Origin of the sequence: Companilactobacillus kimchiensis, from assembly GCF_001438805.1 — a bacterium.
In the GTDB taxonomy this organism is placed as follows: Bacteria; Bacillota; Bacilli; order Lactobacillales; family Lactobacillaceae; genus Companilactobacillus; species Companilactobacillus kimchiensis.
In genome coordinates this window covers 116,571-138,515 of the sequence record NZ_JQCF01000002.1, presented here as the reverse complement: position 1 = coordinate 138,515, position 21,945 = coordinate 116,571, and the positions used below count along the sequence as shown (strand labels likewise).

The 21,945-nt window shown below is 33.6% G+C and carries 24 protein-coding genes; 8 read left to right on the top strand and 16 right to left on the bottom strand.

Annotation, left to right across the window (positions count from 1 at the left end; all coding sequences use genetic code 11):
* Positions 1-54: 54 nt before the first annotated feature.
* Positions 55-948: a LysR family transcriptional regulator gene (locus tag IV57_RS02245; protein WP_057879862.1), complete on the top strand. Its 894-nt coding sequence runs from the start codon at positions 55-57 to the stop codon at positions 946-948.
* 265 nt (positions 949-1,213) lie between these two features.
* Here IV57_RS02245 and IV57_RS02240 read toward each other — a convergent pair whose 3' ends face one another.
* The 3 genes from IV57_RS02240 to IV57_RS02230 are packed head-to-tail and all read right to left on the bottom strand — an operon-like array spanning position 1,214 to position 2,906.
* On the bottom strand, positions 1,214-2,218 hold the full coding sequence (locus tag IV57_RS02240; protein ID WP_057879861.1) for a DUF6933 domain-containing protein: 1,005 nt from the start codon (positions 2,216-2,218) through the stop codon (positions 1,214-1,216).
* Positions 2,219-2,259: 41 nt separating this feature from the next.
* Positions 2,260-2,655: a type II toxin-antitoxin system death-on-curing family toxin gene (locus IV57_RS02235; RefSeq protein WP_057879860.1), complete on the bottom strand. Its 396-nt coding sequence runs from the start codon at positions 2,653-2,655 to the stop codon at positions 2,260-2,262.
* The gene (locus IV57_RS02230; protein WP_057879859.1) at positions 2,652-2,906 is read right to left on the bottom strand and encodes a hypothetical protein; all 255 of its coding nucleotides are present in this window, start codon (positions 2,904-2,906) and stop codon (positions 2,652-2,654) included. Before IV57_RS02230 ends, IV57_RS02235 begins: the two co-directional genes overlap by 4 nt.
* Positions 2,907-3,090: 184 nt before the next feature.
* Between IV57_RS02230 and IV57_RS02225 the strand changes: the two genes are divergently transcribed.
* A complete protein-coding gene (locus tag IV57_RS02225; protein ID WP_057879858.1) occupies positions 3,091-4,362 on the top strand; it encodes a replication-associated recombination protein A in 1,272 nt (423 codons plus the stop codon).
* A gap of 52 nt (positions 4,363-4,414) precedes the next feature.
* On the opposite strand, the gene IV57_RS02220 is transcribed toward IV57_RS02225, so the two are convergent.
* Positions 4,415-4,660 (bottom strand): hypothetical protein, encoded by a 246-nt coding sequence (locus IV57_RS02220; protein WP_057879857.1) that lies wholly within the window; start codon positions 4,658-4,660, stop codon positions 4,415-4,417.
* 314 nt (positions 4,661-4,974) lie between these two features.
* Here IV57_RS02220 and IV57_RS02215 point away from each other — a divergent pair, with 314 nt between their 5' ends.
* Entirely contained in the window at positions 4,975-5,532 is a 558-nt protein-coding gene (locus IV57_RS02215) for a hypothetical protein (protein WP_057879856.1), read from the top strand.
* Between the two features lie 180 nt (positions 5,533-5,712).
* Complete coding sequence (locus tag IV57_RS02210; RefSeq protein WP_057879855.1) at positions 5,713-6,390, top strand: YjjG family noncanonical pyrimidine nucleotidase; 678 nt, start codon at positions 5,713-5,715, stop codon at positions 6,388-6,390.
* A 55-nt stretch (positions 6,391-6,445) separates the two neighbouring features.
* Here IV57_RS02210 and IV57_RS02205 read toward each other — a convergent pair whose 3' ends face one another.
* The 6 genes from IV57_RS02205 to IV57_RS02180 all read right to left on the bottom strand — a co-directional run bounded on the left by IV57_RS02205 (position 6,446) and on the right by IV57_RS02180 (position 11,591).
* Complete coding sequence (locus IV57_RS02205) at positions 6,446-7,306, bottom strand: nucleotidyl transferase AbiEii/AbiGii toxin family protein (protein ID WP_057879854.1); 861 nt, start codon at positions 7,304-7,306, stop codon at positions 6,446-6,448.
* The gene (locus IV57_RS02200) at positions 7,303-7,893 is read right to left on the bottom strand and encodes a type IV toxin-antitoxin system AbiEi family antitoxin domain-containing protein (protein WP_057879853.1); all 591 of its coding nucleotides are present in this window, start codon (positions 7,891-7,893) and stop codon (positions 7,303-7,305) included. The genes IV57_RS02205 and IV57_RS02200 overlap by 4 nt, the downstream gene beginning before the upstream one ends.
* Before the next feature lie 220 nt (positions 7,894-8,113).
* Complete coding sequence (locus tag IV57_RS02195; protein WP_057879852.1) at positions 8,114-8,959, bottom strand: NAD(P)H-binding protein; 846 nt, start codon at positions 8,957-8,959, stop codon at positions 8,114-8,116.
* 23 nt (positions 8,960-8,982) lie between these two features.
* Entirely contained in the window at positions 8,983-10,401 is a 1,419-nt protein-coding gene (locus IV57_RS02190) for an MDR family MFS transporter (RefSeq protein WP_057879851.1), read from the bottom strand.
* Positions 10,402-10,468: 67 nt separating this feature from the next.
* On the bottom strand, positions 10,469-10,726 hold the full coding sequence (locus IV57_RS13495) for an ArsR/SmtB family transcription factor (protein ID WP_057879850.1): 258 nt from the start codon (positions 10,724-10,726) through the stop codon (positions 10,469-10,471).
* A 13-nt stretch (positions 10,727-10,739) separates the two neighbouring features.
* A complete protein-coding gene (locus tag IV57_RS02180; protein WP_057879849.1) occupies positions 10,740-11,591 on the bottom strand; it encodes an NAD(P)H-binding protein in 852 nt (283 codons plus the stop codon).
* A gap of 130 nt (positions 11,592-11,721) precedes the next feature.
* Between IV57_RS02180 and IV57_RS02175 the strand changes: the two genes are divergently transcribed.
* On the top strand, positions 11,722-12,294 hold the full coding sequence (locus tag IV57_RS02175; protein ID WP_057879848.1) for a TetR/AcrR family transcriptional regulator C-terminal domain-containing protein: 573 nt from the start codon (positions 11,722-11,724) through the stop codon (positions 12,292-12,294).
* Positions 12,295-12,445: 151 nt separating this feature from the next.
* Here IV57_RS02175 and IV57_RS02170 read toward each other — a convergent pair whose 3' ends face one another.
* A complete protein-coding gene (locus IV57_RS02170; protein ID WP_057879847.1) occupies positions 12,446-13,321 on the bottom strand; it encodes an aldo/keto reductase in 876 nt (291 codons plus the stop codon).
* A 110-nt stretch (positions 13,322-13,431) separates the two neighbouring features.
* Entirely contained in the window at positions 13,432-15,783 is a 2,352-nt protein-coding gene (locus IV57_RS02165) for an HAD-IC family P-type ATPase (RefSeq protein WP_057879846.1), read from the bottom strand.
* A gap of 152 nt (positions 15,784-15,935) precedes the next feature.
* On the opposite strand from IV57_RS02165, the gene IV57_RS02160 reads away from it, so the two are divergent.
* On the top strand, positions 15,936-16,913 hold the full coding sequence (locus IV57_RS02160; RefSeq protein ID WP_057879845.1) for a 2-hydroxyacid dehydrogenase family protein: 978 nt from the start codon (positions 15,936-15,938) through the stop codon (positions 16,911-16,913).
* Positions 16,914-17,292: 379 nt separating this feature from the next.
* On the opposite strand, the gene IV57_RS02150 is transcribed toward IV57_RS02160, so the two are convergent.
* The 4 genes from IV57_RS02150 to IV57_RS02130 form a co-directional block, all read right to left on the bottom strand.
* The gene (locus IV57_RS02150) at positions 17,293-17,592 is read right to left on the bottom strand and encodes a type II toxin-antitoxin system RelB/DinJ family antitoxin (RefSeq protein WP_057879843.1); all 300 of its coding nucleotides are present in this window, start codon (positions 17,590-17,592) and stop codon (positions 17,293-17,295) included.
* A gap of 443 nt (positions 17,593-18,035) precedes the next feature.
* A complete protein-coding gene (locus IV57_RS02140; protein WP_057879841.1) occupies positions 18,036-18,347 on the bottom strand; it encodes a bacteriocin immunity family protein in 312 nt (103 codons plus the stop codon).
* A 192-nt stretch (positions 18,348-18,539) separates the two neighbouring features.
* Positions 18,540-19,307 (bottom strand): ABC transporter permease, encoded by a 768-nt coding sequence (locus IV57_RS12940; RefSeq protein ID WP_083488864.1) that lies wholly within the window; start codon positions 19,305-19,307, stop codon positions 18,540-18,542.
* Positions 19,300-20,211, bottom strand: a complete 912-nt coding sequence (locus IV57_RS02130) for an ABC transporter ATP-binding protein (RefSeq protein WP_057879840.1) — start codon at positions 20,209-20,211, stop codon at positions 19,300-19,302. The genes IV57_RS12940 and IV57_RS02130 overlap by 8 nt, the downstream gene beginning before the upstream one ends.
* Before the next feature lie 140 nt (positions 20,212-20,351).
* On the opposite strand from IV57_RS02130, the gene IV57_RS02125 reads away from it, so the two are divergent.
* Entirely contained in the window at positions 20,352-21,023 is a 672-nt protein-coding gene (locus IV57_RS02125) for a response regulator transcription factor (protein ID WP_057879839.1), read from the top strand.
* Positions 21,024-21,037: 14 nt separating this feature from the next.
* Positions 21,038-21,943 carry a sensor histidine kinase gene (locus IV57_RS02120; RefSeq protein WP_057879838.1) on the top strand — a complete coding sequence of 302 codons (906 nt, stop codon included), beginning with the start codon at positions 21,038-21,040 and terminating at the stop codon, positions 21,941-21,943.
* The last annotated feature ends 2 nt before the right edge of the window (positions 21,944-21,945 follow it).

Here is a 21,945-nt window from a genome sequence, read left to right as displayed (position 1 = left end):
CAAAATGTTAAAATAGTTTTAACCTGAAGTTAAAACTATATGGAGGTAAGTTCATTGATTGTTCAAATGTATCTGACATTTTTAAGAGTTGCTGAAAGTGGTAGTTTTTCGAAGGCATCTAAAATACTTTTTATATCACCAGTTTCAGTTATGAAACAAATTAACGCATTGGAGAATCAGCTGGGAATCAAATTATTAAATCGAAGCCCGCATGGAACTAGCCTAACTCTAGCGGGTCAACGTCTATATACTGGTATCTCAGTAATTCTGCATGAATCCAATGATATGCTTGAACAGGTCAAACATATTGATAACACAGAAAAAGCAGAAATTAAAGTTGGTGCTTCTATTATGCGACCAGGGACGCCATTGATGAATATTTGGCAAAAACATAATGCCGCATTACAATCTTACAAATTTAGAATAGTTCTTTTTAGTGATGACGATGTCACATTGGATAGTCCCTCAACTCAGCTAGGTACAAACTTGGACTGTATTGTTGGACCATGTGATTCACAAGGTTGGTATGATCATTACAATGTTTTAAAACTGGGTATGGATCCATTTCGTTTAGCAATTCCGCAAAATCATCCGCTTGTAGATAAGAAAGAATTAACATTTACTGACTTACGTGGGCAAACCTTAGTGTTACCTCCAAGAAATGCATCACCCGTTCTGGATAAAATGACGACTGATCTTGAAAATAATCATTCAGATATAAATATTATTCATACATTTAACTTTTATAATACAGATGTTTTTAATCGATATGCAAACTCACGTGATTTGCTTTTAACACGTGACACCTGGAGAAACCTAAATCCATTGATGAAAACAGTTAAGGTAAAGTGGAATTATGCTTCCCCTTATGGGGTTATTTATTCGAAATCACCTTCCCAAAAATTACAATCCTTTATTCAAAAAATTCAAACGATATTATTAGCTTGATTTGGTCGAGATGAATCAAAATACCGATGGTAATATTTTGATGGGTTTGATATAAATGCCATTAAGATCAAGTACAGAATCTTCATTTGATTTTGCTATTAAATTATTTGTGGGAACAGCCATATCCGTTAGAAATTCAAAATACTTAGCTAACTCAAGTGATCATAAAAAATTTGCACTCTTTATTTAAGGTATAGTCAAAAAGACACCTGGTAAGAAATCTCTTATGAGAGTTTTTATCAAGTGTCTTTTTTAAACCAAATTCTTACCACATATTCATTTCAATTACTTCAACTTCTTCTTTCATCGCCCTTTTCATTTCTTTAGCAAAGTTAGCATCAACTAATTTTGTATCTAGTAGAAACTTATAGAGCTTACTCATACTTCTCTGAATGCGTTTAACTTCGCTTATACTACTACCATGCAAATACATCTCACCAACAGCGGCAGCTTCCCGATTAAAAACAGTTATATATCGATGGGCTAAGTATTCATTTAAATATAACTCTAACGATTTCTGATACGATTTGAGCATTTTTTCGGAGTAATCGTCTTGAATACTATCAATGAAACTGGCAATCAGTTCATTATTTAACTTTTGAAATTTTTTTATTCGGTGGTCAACTTCATCTAAGTCAGTTGTAAATAAGTCATTCTTAATTTGAACATTTAGTTGCAGTAATTCATCATGAATTCTTTGAAGCTCTGACATATCTATCTCTTTAGCTTTAGATATTACAGGCTTTTGCCATTTGAAATTATCTGACCGCATGATTTGAGAAATCTCACCTCCAGCAACATATTTTCCTGGATCTAAACCACGTGGCAATTGAGATAGTTTATTAGATAACCAGACTGGATCTGTTTCCCTGTCATTCAAATAAAGTTCTAAAATAGATCCAACATCAGTTAGATGTCCAATTTGACTACGACTAATCGTAGGACCAATTTTCCAGTCTCCAGCTGCTTTAATATATTTATCAAAACTATCTTTAGTTATACCAATATTTTGCCAAATTTCACTTAATTGAGCTTGAAATTTTTCTTCTAAATGCTTTCGGTTTTTGGCATTGATATCGGAGAGTATCACTGTCAAGGTACTGGCATCATGGGTGAAGATGACCATTTTTTTACGCCTATAGATCAAATACTTTGTATGCCAAGAGAATATTGGATTAGCTAACGCTAATTTTTTAGCTTCATCATTGGAATCAACTTTTGAAAAATCTTTAAAAAGAGGTTGTGCTTTTTGAATAGCATTAATAAACATTCTTTACGCTCCTTGATAATAGTTGCATTAATCTTATAGCCTTATTGATTCTTTTTGTGAAATTTTAGCCATTCGGCCAAGGATAGCATAATTTCTTCGTTGTCTTGACTGTTAGTGACACTTAGAATTATCTGTTCACCTTCATCGGTTGAAAAGGTCAGATTAATACCATTTATACTTAAAAATGTTAATCCAGACAATAAAGCAGTTCTCTTATTTCCATCAATAAAAATATGTTTTTTGGTTAATTTCTGAATAATGAAGGCTGCTTTGATCCAAATATTTGGATATAATTCCCGGCCAAAAACTACTTGTTGAGGCTGATTGACTACTAAGTCTAAGCCCTGGGGATATTGGATGCCGATCGATTGACTGTTTGAGCGTTTTAATACTAATTCATTTATTGAAATATACTCTTCTTTTGTCAAAAAAATCATAAGTTTTCAAGCCGTTTCATCAAATCAGCATTTTCATCATATAATTTATTGGCGGTTTTTAGAATGTTAGGACGGATTGTTTCGACTTTTCTAAAGGTTACTTCTTTGCCATCTGGAGAGACAATTTTTTCGAACTTTGTATTATTGTCAGCATCTAAAAATTCACGGTCCTTCTTAGAAATACGAAAGGCATAAGAGTTGCCATTTTTGAACATTTTTACACTTTTGTTTAATTCTTCTGGGTTAATCATTCAAATCATCTCCTTGTGTGTACATTATACGATAATATACATACGTATAGCAATTGATAGCCGTACTCAACTCAATAATGAAGATTTCAGGTAAATTAAAGTTCACAGTGATATGATAATGCTATCTATTGAGGATAAATAGGCTATTTCAAAGTAAATTAATATTAAGAAAGGAACTTTTACCTTGGCATTCAAAACACCCTTAGCTGACCAAATGAGGCCACAAGAATTAGATCAGATGGTTGGTCAACAAGAACTTTTAAAAACTGGACAACCATTGCGACAAATCATTGATCAGCATGTGAATATTCCTCTTATATTATGGGGACCACCTGGTACTGGGAAAACTAGTTTAGCTCGAATTATTGCTAAGCAGGATAACTACCCCTTTGTTTCGTTCAATGCTTCAACTGAAAACAAAGCTAAACTGACTCAAGCAATCGATACCTACCCTTATCAGTCGTTTGTGCTCTTAATTGATGAAATTCATCGGATGACCACAACTTTACAAGACTTTCTACTACCCTATTTGGAAGATGGTCATGTCATGTTGATCGGTTCTACGACCGAAAATCCTATTATGTCAATTGTTCCAGCCATCAGATCAAGATGTCAGATTTTTGAATTTAAGGCTTTAGATGATGAAGATATCAAAATTACTTTAAATCGTGCGGTTAAAGATATCTACAAATTGGACGACAAACAGGTTGAGGCGAAAGCTTTAGATTTGATAGCAATTTCAGCTGATGGTGATCTCAGAGTGGCTTTGAATATTTTGGAAACTCTCCACGCTATCAATACAGATAAAATCACTGTTAAAGACGTCAAAAACTTTGCTCAACAACAACATTTTAGCTATGACAAGCGAGCTACTAAGCATTATGACTATCTTTCTGCCTACTCTGATTCCATGGCAGGTTCTGATACGGATGCCGCACTGTACTATTTAGCCGTTCTATTAAAGAATAATGATTTACCATCCGTTGTTCGGAGATTGCGAGAGATTCCTTATACTTACATCGGTTTGGCCAATCCGGAGCAAGTTACTCAAATAGTAGTCGCCGCTAATCAAGCTGAAAAAGTTGGGATGCCCAAGGCCAAGTATTCATTGATGTTTGCAACGATGTTAATGTGTATTTCCCCTAAGTCGGGTTCATTTGATGAAACTTGGGAGAAACTAGATAAGGATACCGAGCATCCGAATGAACATCCTATGCCTAGTCAATTACGAGATGCTCACTATAAGCACTCAGAGGAAATCACTGGTGGTGGCCTGATGGATAGTCCTTTTGCTATGCCGCGTCAAATTGCCCAACAGAATTATATGCCGAAAGGTTTGGATGGCCGGCAGTATTATTATCCTAAGAATAATGCTAATGAGAAAAAACTAGGCGAACAATATTTAAAATTGCATAAATACATTTATCAAAAAGATTATCCCGAAGAACAAAAATAATAGAGTCCCAATAAGCTATGAAGTATTTGCTTATTGAGGCTCCTTTTAAATACTATTTAACTTTCAATGATTCTCTTAAAAATTCAATCGTTATATCGAATAATGGCTTAAGAATTGCTAGTGACATCAAGGCTAGATCAACAAATAATGTCTTTACCATCCAGGCAACTGACATGTTAGTTGCAAAATGTAAATAAAGTGCTAATAAACCCAGAGAGATTGCCACCAAAGCAAATATATAGATGATTACTAGCCCTATTAAATTTTCAGTCTCAGTTTCTGTACCTTTGTTTTTCATGACGCTTTTCCCCCACGTTTATCATATTTACAAACTAAGTAATTAGTTAAAATGTTAACGCTTACATTATATCATAATATAGGCTTTTACCGACTGAAACGTCACGATTTATTGCCTATTTTAACCATGATTTTTTCAGAATAATCTCTTTGTGGATTCATCACTGGTTTAATTGGTTAGCATTTTTAAGAATGAAAAGGTTTTAAAAAATAGCTTTGTTAAAAACGATGATCTATATACTAATCAGTTATTCAAATGTTGTAATTCATTGTTATACTTATAATCATGAACACATTTCATATGAGGCTTAATTAATGCAAATCAAAGAATTTAATAAGGATTTTATTAAAAATGAGATTAATGAATTTTCAGGACTAACACATATCGGCAATGGGATTAATAACGACATTGAAAACTACTACCATTCGTTTATGGATTGGCTGAATCAAAATGACGTTTTGGAAATAATCGATCAATATGCTAATGTACAGATAAACTTAGATGATGTCACTTCACATGATTTTTTGATTTGGTTATTACATTATGGCGATGTTTATGACAATCTGTTGAGACACTGTCTTGAGATTAATCCAACCCTTGATTATAAACGATATGCGATTGAGTTCTTTAATCTTAGACAGTTACATCCCAAGTTTTCTTTTACAGTTGCCTTATCATCCCAAATGACAATCAAAAAATTTTTATCTGACAATGATTTAGCCAATTTGACTAACCTATTAAATAGTATTCCCGATAATAGCCATAATAGTCACCGTGACTATCAAGCATCTATCGTTGGTAACGAACTATTTGATGCACTGATTAAGCTATCTAACTTTGCGACTGAAAGAATTGAACATATAAATAATTAAACAAGGTTTCATATTTATATTCGAATACATTTATAAAGTTTTGCCTTTTTAAAAGATAATTGTCTTAAATTCACGAGTAATAACAAATGCAATTTTATTAATTTCATTGATATAAGTAATAACTTACAATTAAAATTGCAAAATTTGATTATTATTATATAAAATAATTAGGAGATCTTAATGAGTTATTCAACGATATTATTTGATTTGGATCAAACGTTACTTGATACTGATAAAAATGCTGAAATGGCTTTAAAAAAATTAGCTCTGCCCTTTACTTTTAATTTTGACGATGAAAAGGTTCAGATGTGGCATAAAACGCAGCAAAAAATGTGGAAAGAGTTGGAACAAGGTACTTTATCAAGACAAACATTGATGAATACCCGTTTTGAGCGTTACTTTGATGTCTACAAAATGACAGTCGATAGCAAAGCTTTAGAAATTCAATTCGAGAGATTATTCTTTGCGGAACACGCCCTAATGCCATATGCCAGAGAACTTTTAACTGAACTCGCTCCCACACATGAATTGGTGGTTATTTCTAACGGTACTCGGAAGAAACAGAATCAGATCTTAAAGGATGCCGAAATTGATTCAATGTTTGACAAAGTTTATTTAGCTGAAGAAGTTGGTTATAGCAAACCAGATGTTAATTTCTTTGAAACTGTTACGGATGATTTAACATTAGCTAATTTAAAAGATGCAATTGTTATTGGAGATTCCTTAACTGCCGATATTCAAGGAGCAAATAATTTTGGCTTAGATAGTATTTGGTTCAATCCACATCATCTTAGGCAAAATACTGTTTGTCCCACGTATGAAGTTACTCAATTAAGGGAAATTTTGAATATAATATAAAAAGAAGTATCAATAAACTAATTCTCATTAGTCATTGATGCTTCTTTTTATATAACTATATTTGGTCTATTTCACTTTGCTTAACTAAATCAATATCCGAATTACAAGTATCTTCGAATGAAATATTATTTGCATAATAATTACTATTTTGATACTTTTTCCAATTAGTTTCCAGAATTGGAGATTTCATATTATGTTCTAATATGTTATTAAATTGACCAATCAATTTAGTGTCCTCACGATTTTTTAGGGTTTCAATTATAGCTGATTTTAATAATTGAAAGTCTATATCGTTTTTGTTATGTCGATCAAACATATAGAGGTCGTAATAATCTTTTAATCGTGTATTTAATTCTTGTCTTGATACAATTGTTTCCAATTTTTCAGCCAGAATAGTTTCAATGTTATAAGCCATAATTAAAACGGATTGATCATTAAAAATCATATGGTGTCTATATTCAATTTGGCTTGGGGTTATTACGTCTCCTGTAGAGACGTCAATTTTTACCTCAATTCGGCTGGCATAAACAATTCCTTCGATATGGACTCTAAATCCTGAGTATTCGGCAGATTCACGAATGTCTTCTATTCTTTTGAGTGTTAATTGTATATCGCTATTCTCATTCATATCACAAATTGATTTAAAAACTTTTGAAATTTCATCCCTAGAAACATCTAACCCCTTTATAGAAGTATCAATATCTCGAGTTGATCGTGTATCAATTCCTAACAAGGAAGCTATAAGGAAACCACCTTTTAAAATCAGATTATCTCTATAATCTGATATAGATATGCGCTCAATTAGCTCATCCGACAAAACTTCCTGCATAAGAATTTGAGGTAGAATATGTTCTTGTTGGGCTTTGTTTTTTATTTTGGCTTTGAATTGTTGACCATTAGTAAATCCAAGTATCACAATAATACCTCCATATAGTTTTGGATGGCTTTTTGGACATTAAATATTTGGGCATATTCGCTTAGCTTACCTAAGTCTTTTGATTTCATTTTAGAATACGATACCATAGCTTGCTTAATAGTTTCTGAATCAGATGAATTTCTAGTTCTGACAAGATCACATAAAGTCCGCTCAATATTATAGACCTTAACTAAATGCTGTCCAGGACTGTTGATTTCTTCGATACCTAATGAATAATATGGTTCAATTTGACGTTGAATGTTAATAGGATATTTTTTTAAGGACGAGGAATTATATCCTTGAGGAAAATTCATATCTACTCTGTCAGGAGTACGATCAATCATTCCGTGTAAAAATAGAGACGTATCCTTGTAAAAGATTCCTCGTTTAAATCGGTATTGTAAAATATATAAATCGTCTTCAAAAATGGCTGGATCAATATAAACTCCGCGAGCTACTCTCTCTAAACGTCCAGTATTAACCAGTCGTGTTAATGCCATTGTGGGAATACCTTGATGTTTGGCATCATCCCATGTAATTTGTCCGTTATTATTCTTTAAAAAATCATTAATTACTACGTCATTCATATTTTCACCACCTAGTCTGTTGCTTTCATACCTAATTGTATAATTAAATAGTGTGTATACGCAACACTAAATAAAAAAGTATCAAGAAACTAATTCTCATTAGTTCTTGATACTTTTTTTACTTCTCATTAGAATGATTTTTAAGCCATTCTTTAAAAAATTGTACTTGCCACTGATTAGCTTCAACACCATATTGAAAGGAACTATTGTCAGTTATAGATTAGTTTGTCAATTCCTTTATAGCTGAAGCCAAGTCAGTCAACGGATGACCCAAGACCTTTTCAAATTCAGAATTATCGGCCGTATCTTCCCCATTATTTCCTTTAAGTGTGTATTCCTGATAGCCTTCAGACATGGCCGCTAAATTTTGAGAGATTCCTGATAATACTAAATCAGGAATAAATTCCGACATCTCTACTTCCTTAATATCCAGATATGTTTCCAAAGCCTTTTGAGTTGCAAGTGCTATTTCTCGATAAGTTTTAGGATCACCAGCAAGATTTATAATGTGTCCATAATTTCCCGTAGCAATTACCCTAGCACCAGCTTCAGCGTATTCACGTCTCAAAGCAAATGATAATTGACCTTTTGTTGCAAAGTATGGGAATTGTTGAGTCTTTTTCGCATAATCAAACAAGGCTTGATTAACTTCCATATACCAACTATCTCGTAAAATTGTATAAGGAATGCCTGATTCCTTGATCCATTGTTCAGTTTGTTTGTGATTGATCTCTAAACCAAACTTAGAATGTTCAGGTTGAAAAATACTGGTATAGGCGATGTATTGAACATTGTTTATCTTTGCAGCATCAACTACATTTTTCTGTATCCCTGGAATTGTTGATGATACAAATAATAATCGATCAATTCCCCTTAAGGCCTTAACCATAGAATCGGCATCAGAATAATCCCCGATTCTTACATTAATGCCTTTTTTCTTTAAATTGGCTCCCTTACTTTCACTTCTAACTAATCCAAAGATGTTTGCTTCAGGTGCAAATTTTTGTAGATAGTCAATAGCATAACTACCATAGCCACCATTAGCACCAGTTACCATAATATTCATTTGATTTTGCTCCTTTTTAATTTTTAAATTTCTGTTAGTTCTTGTTTTTTATCTCTAAGAATCATCCAAAAACTAATTAGCAATCCAATTATAGCAATGATCATTAATCCACCAAAAACATTTCCTGCTCCACTAGCAATTGCACTAGAAATCTCATTAATTGAATTTGGATGTTGTGAACTTGCTAAGTAGTTACTCTTAGTACTTGATAAAACAGCCACTGAAATCGATACACCAATGGCACCGATAACTTGCAGCATGGTATTCAAAGTAGCTGAGCCATGTGCATATAGCTTGGGTGGCAATTGATTGAGAGCGTGTGTCTGAGCTCCTGTCCAAACAATAGCAGTTCCAGCCATCAAAGTCATATCCAAAATCATGATTAAAATAATACTGGAATTAGGTGTTAGAGTTTTTAGGAAGAACAGCGTTACAAGCATAATAATAAATCCAGGAATCACCAAAATTTTATAACCATATTTATCAAAGATTTTCCCGCCAAGCATTTGCAAGATTCCATTAGTAGCACTCCCTGGTAATAGAACTAAGCCTGCCAAAAGTACCGTTAAACCAGCTCCTGTTTGTAAGTACATTGGTAAAATGATCATTGTCCCTTGAAATATCAAAACGCAGATCAAAACTAGGATTGATCCTGTAACAAAAATGGGATATTTAAAGACAGATAAGTCTAAAATAGGATTTTCAGTGTTCTGCCGTTTGATGAAAAAGGCTAATGATATTATCCCAATTATTATGGGAACAATAACTATCGGACTTAATAGAGATTCTTCTGTTTGACTTAAGCCAAATACAATTCCGCCAAAGCCAAGTGTAGATGAAATCACAGACAGAAAATCGATTTTTTGTTGATGATTCTCAGTGACATTTATCAAGTTTCTGTATCCAATGAACATCCCTAAGAGAATAAATGGTAATAACAGCCAAAAAATGAAGTGCCAAGACATATATTGAATCAGGATTCCACTGATAGCTGGTCCCATAGCTGGTGCAAATGATAATACCAAACCAAGCGTTCCCATAGCCGTGCCACGTTTTTCCTTAGCAAAGATAACTAAGATGGTATTAGACATTAACGGTAGTAATATTCCCATGCCGATTGCTTGTAAGATACGTGCTATTAAAAGCATACTGAAATTAACCGACATTCCACCAACAATAGTTCCGAGCGTCAAACTGGTTGTTGAAACGAAGAATAGTCTTCTTGTTGTATATCTTTGAATCAAAAGTGCCGTAAATGGCATAATGATTCCTAATGTTAATAGATAACCGGTCGTTAACCATTGTGCGGTGGCTGCACTGATTCGAAAATCGTTCATTAACGTTGTTAAAGCAATGTTTAAGGATGTCTCACTGAACATACCCATAAAGGCACAAATGAGCATAGCAGTAAGAATTCTATTAGCGTGATATTCCCTGTTCATAAAAAAGTCCCCCGTATATTTGATATTTCTAGAATTATGGAATTATAATCCACAATTTATTTTCCAATTATTTTAGCCAAAATTGGGAAATAAGGGATTTATTTAAACTGTAGTTTAGATAGGTCCCCTGTTTTTGATATGTTAAGATTTCACAGTTAGTTAATATCTTCAAATGATGCGATAAAGTCGATGCTGGAATTTGACCCAGGTCATCACTTAGATCACTAGGACAAATTGTTCCACCGTTTATCAAATGCTCTACAATCCTAAAACGTGTTATATCACCCAAAGCTTTATAAATTTGGACTATTTGTTTTTCATTCATTATTAATAACTTTCTATTTAATATTAAGCAGTTCCTGTATTGCTACGGGTAAGTTGGTTAAGGGATGGCCTAAAACTTTTTCAAATTCTGAGGAATCAGCCTGGCTTTCTCCATTATTCCCTTTGGATGTATATTCTTGATAACCTTCAGTTATCATAGATAATTTTGTTGGGATATTAGCTTGATCCATATAATGGATAAAGTCATTCATTGAAGTTTCTTTGATATCTAATTTTTCATTTAGAGCAGTTTGAGTAGCAAGTGCTAATTGACTATATGTTTTAGGATCACCAGCAAGATTAATGATTTCTCCATAATTACCATTTGAGATAACTTGGGCTCCGGCCTCGGCATATTCCCTTTTTAAAGCAAATGATAATTGACCGTTTTTAGAAAAATAGGGAAACGTTTGAGTCTCTTTAGCATAATCAAACAACGCTTGATTGATTTCCATATACCAACTGTTACGTAAAAATGTATGAGGGATACCTGATTCGTTGATCCACTTTTCAGTTTGTTTGTGATTGATCTCTAAACCAAACTTAGAATGTTCAGGTTGAAAAATACTGGTATAAGCGATGTATTGAACATTATTTATTTTCGCAGCATCGACGACGTTTTTTTGAATTCCTGGAATTGGTGACGATACAAATAACAATCGGTCAATTCCTTTTAAAGCTTTAACCATAGAGTCGACATCAGAGTAATCGCCAATTCTTACATTAATGCCCTTTTCTTTTAATTCGACACCTTTACCTTCACTCCTAACTAATCCATAGATGTTTGCTTCAGGTGCGAATCTTTGTAGATAGTCAATGGCTTGACTACCATAACCACCATTAGCACCAGTTACCATAATATTCATATAATGACGCTCCTTTTGTAATGTGTAATGAACAATATAAGGGATGGATTGGTTTTGTACACTAGATGAAAGTGATAAAATATATAAAAACTAGAGATAAATACTTATATATATAAATAAGGAGAGAATATTGGCTCTAAAAAATCAAACTCAATTATTATTTGCTCAACAATTAGAAGAAATGCTAAAAACAATGCCGATGGATAAGGTTCGCATTACAGAGTTATGTAAAAGATGTCATACCATCCCTCAAACGTTCTATTATCACTTTCATGACAAATACGAATTAGTTGCTTGGACCTTTCTTTATGACTTTTCCCAGGTATATGTTGATCAAGCACCTAAATATTCGGTGGAAAGTATTATTGTCAATCTAAAACAGATCAATCAACGGCGGATATTTTATCAAAAGACCTACAATCAACATTCTCAGAATTCAATTGACCAATATATTCAAAAATTTAACATCCAATCGGCCACTGAGGCGGTAGAAAGTTTTTCTGGTCAAGCAATCACCCCACAACAAATAAATAATATTAAATACCATTCATATGGGATGATGGGAATATTCAAAGAGTGGATTGAGGACGAAAATTGTTTAACCATTGAAGAATTGGCTAAATTTCAATATGACCATACTCCTGAATTTTTGAGAGAGGCTTACCAAGCTTACCGTTTTAAAAATTCCAATGTCTTTCTATAGAAAATTGGGATTACACATTTTGTTTTCTATTTGGCTAGTTTTTTGTTTTTACTATTATAGAGAACAATAAAATCCCACATTAACTAATTTTAGTTAATGTGGGATTTTGATTTTAAATAAAGAATTATTCATTTGTATTTTGTCTTAATGGTTAGTCATTAGCATGAACATCAAAGGCTTTAAGCAACATATCCCCAGTACCTGGTGTATCAGGATTATGCATTCCCTTACCATTCGTATCTAAGGCTCTAATAGCATCCATTTCATCAGAAGTTAATTCAAAATCGAAAATGTTTTTGTTGGATTCAATTCGACTTTCATGGACTGATTTAGGAAAGACAATAATGCCCTCTTGGTGTTCAAAGCGAAGAATGATTTGACCAACATCTTTTTGGTATTTCTCAGCAAGTTCATTAAGAGTTGGTTCTTTAAATAATTCCTTATTACCTTGACCAAGTGGTGCCCAGGCTTCCAAGGCAACGTGAGCTTTGGCTAAGATTTGACGAAGCTCCTTTTGTTGGAAATAAGGATTAAATTCAATCTGATTGACACTAGGCATTGTAGCAAATTTTGGAACAAACTTATTCCAAAGTTTAGGTGTCATATTCGAAACACCGATCGAACGAATTTTGCCCGCTGCTTTAGCTTCTTCCAAAGCTTTCCAAGCCTCATCCACTTTACCATAAGGTTGATGGATCAAGTAAAGGTCCATATAATCTAAGCCTAATTTTTCTAGTGAAGTAGCAATTGATTTTTTAGCATCTTCATATGCGTAATCTTGTAGCCAGATCTTAGAAGTAACCCAAATTTGATCACGAGGAACACCACTTTCCTTAATGGCCTGCCCTACTTCTTGTTCATTAAAGTAAGCAACAGCGGTATCAATATGACGATAACCTAATTTCAAAGCATCACTAACGGCCTTATACGTTGAACCGTCAGCGGGAATTTGAAAAGTTCCGAAACCAAATGAAGGAATTTTATTACCATCATTTAATGTAAAGTTTGTAATTTCTGTCTTATTCATATGTTCTCCTTAACGACCTTTTGTATTGTTGAGTTTATTATAGTGCAGAAAAGAATTTAGAAAAATTACTATTTCTGTATGCTGCTATACCCCTACCGTATGCAACAGATTTATCCTAATTTAAGTTTTTTGAAAATGGTGTTCACAATATTGGTCAGATGATTTAGAACTGAATCAGCGGTCAGGAATAAAATAGCGGCGTAACCTATTGCTATTGCTGATATCTTCGTGATTCCAAAGAGATTACCAAAGAAAATAGCTGTAATGATTATTCCAACAATACAACCCCAGAGGATGATATTTCGAAATACATTCAAAGGTCGACTTAATCGGTACAAAACCAGAAATCCAACAGCTGACATTATTAAAACAGTAGCCGTAGAGATATTATCTTGTTTAAGATTGAATAGCTTTCCCGTAAAGACAATCGTTGCAACTACGACTGTATCGGTAATTCCACCAGGAATAGACTGCTGCATAATATTGCTGAGAAAATGGCCCTTAATTTGATGATGATTGGTTTCCAGAGCTAATAAGAATGAAGGGATCCCAATCGTATATAAACTTATCAAAGTAATATGTGATGGTGCTAAAGGATAATTTACGGCAAAAATCAACGTCAATAAAGTCATTGTGAGTGAGAAAATATTTTTAACTAAGAACAAACTGGCAGAACGTTCTACGTTGTTAACGACTTGCCGTCCTTCCTCAACGATCTGAGGCATCTTTGAAAAGTCAGAATCTAGTAGGACCATCTGAGCAGCATGCATTGTGGCGTCGTTTCCAGAGGCCATGGCAATACTACAATCAGCTTCTTTCATAGCCAAAATGTCATTGACACCGTCACCCGTCATCGCAACGGTTTCATCTAATTCTTGAAGCGCTTGAACAAATGATTGTTTCTGATCTGGGGTTACTCTACCAAAGACAGTATATTTTTGTAAGGCTTCTTTATAGTCAGATGGCTCTAACTTGGAAGCATCAATATAATTCTCTGCCCCTTTTATTTTGGCTTCTTTAGAAATGCTGGAAACAGTTACTGGATCATCCCCAGAAATGACTTTAATTTTAACATTTTGTTTATCAAAATATTTGAAAGTCTTTGGGGCACTTGTTCTAACTGGATTTCTAATTAAGATAAATGCGATTGGTTGGACCGGAGCAACTAACTTTGGTTCGGTTAAACTGGCACCGATATATTTACCAAAAACTAAGACTCGATAGCCTTGTTTGGGATAATCAGCAAATTCAGGTTGATATTTTTCGAAATCATCCCGTAAAACCATTTCTGGAGCACCAAAAATGTAAGTTGTGTCATTGAATTTGGCACTACTAAACTTCCAAGCTGAACTGAACGGTATGATATCATCCGCATTGGTAGTTGACTCATTAGTAAAGTAATCCTTCATAGCTTTCATCGTACTATTATCGCCAGGAAAATTATTACAGAAGTCACTAATCAAATTCAATTGAGTTTTTTCTGATAAAGAACTTGCGTGAGCTTTGATGACATCTTGAACGACCATTTTATTTTCAGTGATTGTACCGGTTTTATCAACACAAAGGACACTTACTCGAGCCAAAGTTTCAATGCTCTTTAAACTATGCAAAAGCACTTCTTTCTTGGCTAATCGCATGGCACTCAAAGCTAAGGCCACAGTTGTTAGTAAATATAGTCCTTCTGGAATCATACCAATTAAAGCAGCTTCCATAGAAACGATACTGGACTTGAGCGTATTGCCATTCATAAAGTAACTTTGATAAAACAAGGCTAATCCCAAAGGAATCAAGATAATTCCGACCAAACGAATCAACTTGTTGAGTGATTTCAGCATGGCCGACTCTTCAGTTGTTCCAATTGTTTTGGCCTTGGAAGATAGTTGAGAAATATATGATTCTGAACCAACTTTATTAAGCTGTGCGAACCCATCACCATTGACGACAAAACTACCTGATAATAGTTCAGCATCAATTTCTTTGGTTACCTCATCAGCTTCTCCGGTAAGTAAGGCCTCATTAACTCGAATCTTACCGGCAATTAGTTTAGCATCAGCAGGTATCTGTGAACCAGCATTGAGATGGATTATATCATCTAAAGCTAAATCATCAGTGGGTAATTGGATTTCAGTCCCATTTCGAATAACAGAACTTTTTTCAGCGTGCAACACTTGGAGCTTGGCTAAAGTTCTCTTAGAACGTAACTCTTGGAAAATTGATATAAAAGTATTGAGAATGATAACTGGTAGAAAAGTCAGATCCTTATAAGCTTCAACCAACACCAAGAGAATTGCCAATAGCAAAAAGATAAAGTTAAAGAAAGTAAACGAATTGCTAGTAATTATTTGCAAAGTGCTCTTAGAATTACTCTCTTTAACTTTATTAGTCTGTTTATTTTTGATTCGTTGATTCACTTGGTCTGTATTCAAACCAGATTTTATATTTAAATTATTATTTTCTACCAATTTGCATTCCCCCAACGCTTATCTTGCCTAAAGTCTACCATTATACTGCACTAGTTAGAAAGTTAATCCTTTCAAAATTCAAACGCTTGCTATGACATGTTGGATGAACCATACTTAATTAAATAACTAATATTAAGGTGGGTCTTTTATTAATGGTAAAAGTATATATTGCTGGTAAAATTCCAGCACAAGCTGACCAACTACTTCAAGCAACTGATCTAACAATTGAATCTTACAATGGTAAGGGATTGATCGATGCTAATACGTTAAAGAAAAATGTTTCTGATGCGGATTATTTGATTACTCCACTCTCGACCACTGTTGATCGTGACATTCTTGATCATGCGCCTAAATTGAAGTTGATTGCTAACTTTGGTGCTGGTACTAATAATGTGGATACTGATTATGCACGGCAATTGGGCATCCCTGTAACGAATACACCAAAAGTTTCTACAGTTTCAACCGCTGAATCGACAACAGGGTTAATCATTGCTTTATTTCATCGGATTGCTGAAGGTGACCATTTAATGAGAACAACTGGATTTAATGGTTGGGCTCCCCTATTCTTTTTAGGCCATGAATTATCAGGTAAAACTTTAGGTATTATTGGGATGGGACAAATTGGCCAAGCAGTTGCCAAAAGAATGCACGCTTTTGATATGCCAATTCTTTATACGCAAAGACATCGTTTGCCTGTCAGTTTAGAAACAGAACTGGGTGCTAAATATGTTTCGCAAGCAGAGCTTTTAGAAAAATCTGATGTAGTTTCAATTCACATCCCTTTGAACGCTGATACTAAGCATCTTTTAGGAATTAAGGAATTTGCGCAAATGAAATCAACGGCATTTTTGATCAATGCTGCCCGTGGTCCAATCATTGATGAAGTGGCTTTGGCCAATGCTTTATCTAATCACGTGATTGCTGGTGCTGCTTTGGATGTTTATGAACACGAGCCAGAAGTAGCTGATCAATTAAAGGTTATGAAGAATGTTGTTTTGACACCACATTTAGGTAATGCGACTGTCGAAGCACGCAATGCCATGGCCACTATTGTAGCTAAAAATGTTATCGCTGCCTCTAAGGGAGAAACGGTTAAATATGTCGTTAATGGTGTTTCGCCGATTAAATAATAATTTTTCAAATAAAAAAGATAGCCATTTAGCTATCTTTTTTGTCTGATCAATTCTTGGAAATGGAATTAGTATAGTTTTTAATAAATATGTTTAGTCCCTTAATATCACGGGTAGTCAATTTACCGATTTTGGTAATTTCAGTAATGAGCCCCCTATCTAAGGATACTAATTTTTCAATATCAATATATGGTTGCTGATAACAACCGGCCTCATACCAATCAGTGATCTTATAGTATAGCTTTTTGATGTTATCTGATTTGTTCTGGTATTTAGAGGTTATTTTAAATAATTGCAATTATCCTTCAAGACCAATACTGGACGTCTTTTACCACCAGAATTGTTTTCAAAGCCAATATACATTGTTGCTACATCATTTCTATTCATCTTCAGAATCACTATCTAACCATTTTAAAGCTTCTTCTTTAGAAGTTATCTTATGGACGGGTAGTTTATCAATAGTATTTAACAACTCATTGCCAGCTCTTTCTCTTTCAGTCAATGTTAAATTAACTGGATAAGAATCAGTTGCAACAATACGTTTAAACAACATTGTGATGGCAGAGGTTGGTGTCATCCCCAAATTATTCAAAACTTCTTCAGCGTTATTTTTGAGATTTTGATCGACTTGAATTTGAATGCGAGCTTTTTTAGTTGAGTCATTTTGTTTTTCCATCATAAGGACATCTCCTCAGTACAAGATACTCATTTAGTACTTATATTACAGTATTATATGAGTAGTAATTACAAATAATTAAACAAAGATGGAAAGGTATATCCTGATAAAGTTGGGTCTCCATAGCTCATTTGGTTGGAATATTTTCTATTTTCACATTACACGTGTTCCAATGACAAGCAGTATTGCAATAAGAGCTGTGGATGACAAGAGAAATGCAATAAGATTTTTCTGGGTATGATAAAATTTGTATTTTTGAAAAGTACTATTTTCCAATATTGCCAATAAAATCATCAGGAGTGTCTTATTATCGGTTAGTTCAAGTTTCCAGAAGAAATTTGTAATTGAGTTCATTATTAACCAAATAAGCATAAAAATTATTACGGATTGAAAATTATTGGAATTATCTCTAGTCTTCATATGAATCTCCCTTTATTGATTTGATTCTATTCGAATTGAATTCTAAGATCACCAATTCCCGTTGGCCCCCATTTATATCCCCCTTCTCGTGCTATCATAGTCAATCGATTATAATCTTTCCCAAATAAATCACCTAACTGTGGTTTCTTCAACAAGATTTGAATCGTTATACCATTTACGGTTTTGGCGGCCACAATTGGCGGATACATTCCTTTATTAAAGGCTTTAGCTGCTTTCAATAAAACTCTCAGTATATCAGGATCATTACTTTTATTCTTAACGTCTTCGTACATTTCATCAATTAATGAAAACACTTCATTTGAATAATCTTTCCCCATTGGGTACCTCCATAATTCATTGGCAAGTATATCAAGGCAAAGTTTTTTTAGATACAAATTAATGCAAAAAAGAGTAACAATCATTTTTTGATTGTTACTCTTGGTTTCAAAAGTAAATATTTTTATTAGAATCCACCAAATCCAGCCGGATTGATTAATCCAATATGCCCTTGAGAAAGAGCAATGTTGACCTTACAACTCCTTATTCTTAATAACTATGGTAGATGTAATAATTGTAGCTAAAAGAACTACAAAACTAACAATTACATAATTCCATAACTGACCATTAGTAACCAACTTTAAACTGATTTTCATAGCAGCACTGAAGAAATCAATATACTTCAGCCACGTCCAATTAGCGATGTTATTTAGGACACTGATAATGACTGGGAAAACCACGATAAAAATTGAACCGGCAACATTGGATGACGTTAAAAGTAAAACTAGAATCGCGATTCCAAAAACAATGCTGATGAAAAATGCAATTACAATAGAATTATTAATTGTTTGTGATAAAAGATTGCTCCAGCTAGTTCCGACACTTCTATTACATATCAGACCACTAACGATACTGGTAATAAAATAGATTAGCGTTAGGAGAAAAATATTGATCAACATAACCAGATATTTAGAGATAATAAATTGTGAACGAGTAATTCCGGAGACCAGCGTATTCTTATAAGTCTTTTGACTGAATTCATAACCAATAGTGATAACAAAAATTCCTATAAATAGATAAACTAATAAACTTGATGATAATGTTGCGGCGTTTAACCCATTCTTTAGAGTCCAAATGTCATTGGAATTCAATTTAGCCATCGAATCTCCAGTTACCATAATGCCACCCACTACGTTATTTATGACAATCATAGCAGCATAAAGAATAGTACAAGCAAAAGTTATATAAATTCCCCAAGTATGACTCAGACGATAGAAATCAGTTCTTAATTGATTAAGCATTTTCCTGACCTCCAATCAAGTTAGTATAGTAATCCTCTAGTGATCTTTCCTGTTTGGTCATGCTGATAACCGACACATTGTTCATTACTAAGTGTTTGTTTAGTTCAGAAGAATCAATGTCCAAAGAGTGAATCAGAAGTCTCTGATCATCAATAACTGTAAATTTATTTTGAAATTCAGTATCAATTATTTGAGCAGCCTTAGCAACATTGTCGACTGTTACTAAAAGTCCTGAACGATTGACTTTATCCAATTCCTCTTTAGTTATTTCTTTAATCAGGCGACCATTGTAGATGAAACCAAAGCGAGTCGAAACTTGATAAAGCTCAGTTAAAATGTGACTGGAGATCAGAATCGTGATTTGCTTTTCTTGGTTTAGTTTTAGTAGTAAACTACGGAATTCAATAATACCTGATGGATCTAATCCATTGATTGGTTCATCTAAAATTAAGAGATCTGGTTCCGGTAAAATAGCGATTGCTAAACCCAAACGTTGCTTTTGTCCTAAGGACAGATTCTTGGCTTTGGTATTAACCTTTTTAGTGAGACCAACAAATTTAATAATCTGTTTGACCTTATCTTGATTATTAATACCACGTTGGATAGCAATTAATTTAAGATTTTGTTTAACTGTCAATTTATCAAAGGCTGCTGGAGTCTCAATGACAGAACCAACGTGACGTAATGCCTGTTGATTGATGCTTTTATCAAATAAAGAAATCGTACCTACTTTTAGAGGTGATAATTGTGTAATCAAGCGCATAATAGTCGTTTTACCAGCACCATTGGAACCAATCAGACCATAAATGTCCCCTTTTTGTAAAGAAAAGCTAACGTTATCGATGGCCTTGAATTTCCCAAAATTTTTACTAATATTATTTACTGCTAAAATGTTTTTTGTCATTGTCCTCTTCCCCTCTCTTTACTTAATATTTTAGCTAACAGTTATTAATTCATCTTATAACTAAACATTAATTAATTATTAAATATACAGAACCAAAGTCAGTAATAGGATAAGATTAATTTATCAAGTGGGGTGAGGGCATGAATTCAAAAATATTGATTATTGAAGATAATGAGGATATCCAATCATTACTTTTTGATGTTTTATCGACTAACTATTTGATTTTTAAAGCTGTCGATGGAGTTACAGGGATTAATGAATACAAGAACTGTAACCCAGATTTGATCATTTTGGATTTAATGTTGCCTCAAATAAATGGTGAAAGTGTTCTAAAGTTTATTCGCCAGCAATCACAAGTACCAATCATTGTTTTAACTGCCATTCAAAGTAAAACTAAAACTGTTGATCTGTTGAATGAAGGAGCTAATGATTATTTGACTAAGCCATTTGATGTTGATGAACTACAAGCTCGAATTCAAGTACAATTGCGTAATCAGTCAACTATCAAACCTGATAATTTACTGCAATATGAAGATGTTAGTTTGAATAATCAAACCCATGAAGTCATTGCTGCCACTAAAGAACTAATTCTCTCAAAAAAGGAATTCAGATTGTTACAAATCTTATTGGCGCATCCCCATCAGGTTTTTGAAAAGAGTCAATTATTTCAAGTGGTTTGGCACGAGGAATACCTTGACGGCTCTGACAATACTCTAAACGTTCATATCAGCAATCTGCGTCACAAGTTGCTGAACGCCACTGGAAAAGACTATCTGGTTTCGATTTGGGGTATTGGAATTAGATTTGTCTGAAAGGATCTGGAAATATGTTATTATTTCTGACAATTATCAGTTTGTTCATCTTAGTAATACTGCTTTTGATTGTTCACGATATTATCCGAATCACTAAGGATCTCAACTATATCAATCAAAATGATACTAATGGTGAAGTGACTACTAGTACTAGTTTTCCTATTATTAAGCGATTAGCTTGGGCCTGTAATTTTAATCTGAATAAGATGCATCTCTTAAAAGAGCGGCAAGAAACTCAGAACAAACAATTCAATCGAATGTTAACAAATTTGACACATGATATTAAAACCCCGTTAACAGTTTCAATGGGATATGTGCAATTACTAAATCAAACTAGTACTGGTAAACAGCGCCAGGATTTACAGCGAGTCCAAAATAATCTTGATTCAGTTAATTACTATTTGCATTATTTAATGGATTTTAATTTAATTCAGGAAAAAGATAAGAATCTCAATCTGAAAAAGTTCAACTTATCAGATGTCTTGCAGGAAGAATTATTTAACTATTATGATCAACTAACCAATAAAAAAATTCACGTCAAAATGAGCATCGATCCAAAAGTCTTTGTAATCAGTGATGAAATGATGTTTCGTAGAATTTTTCAAAATCTTATTGGTAATGTTATTAAATATGCTACTGCTGAAATGACGGTTGAACTTACTAAAACTAACAAGATAATAATCATAACTTTTGAGAATATTACTTATGAAAAGATCTCTAACAGTGCCCTCTTATTAAATAGGTTTTATACTGCAGATGATTCGCGAGCCAATCAGAGTGTTGGTTTGGGCCTTAGCATCGTGCAGTCTTTAGTTACTACCTTGGGTGGACGAGTTAAATTACAAACGGATAATAATAAATTTAAAATTCAATTAGTTTTTAAACATTTATATGACATCAAAAAGGATGAAACCAATTAGTT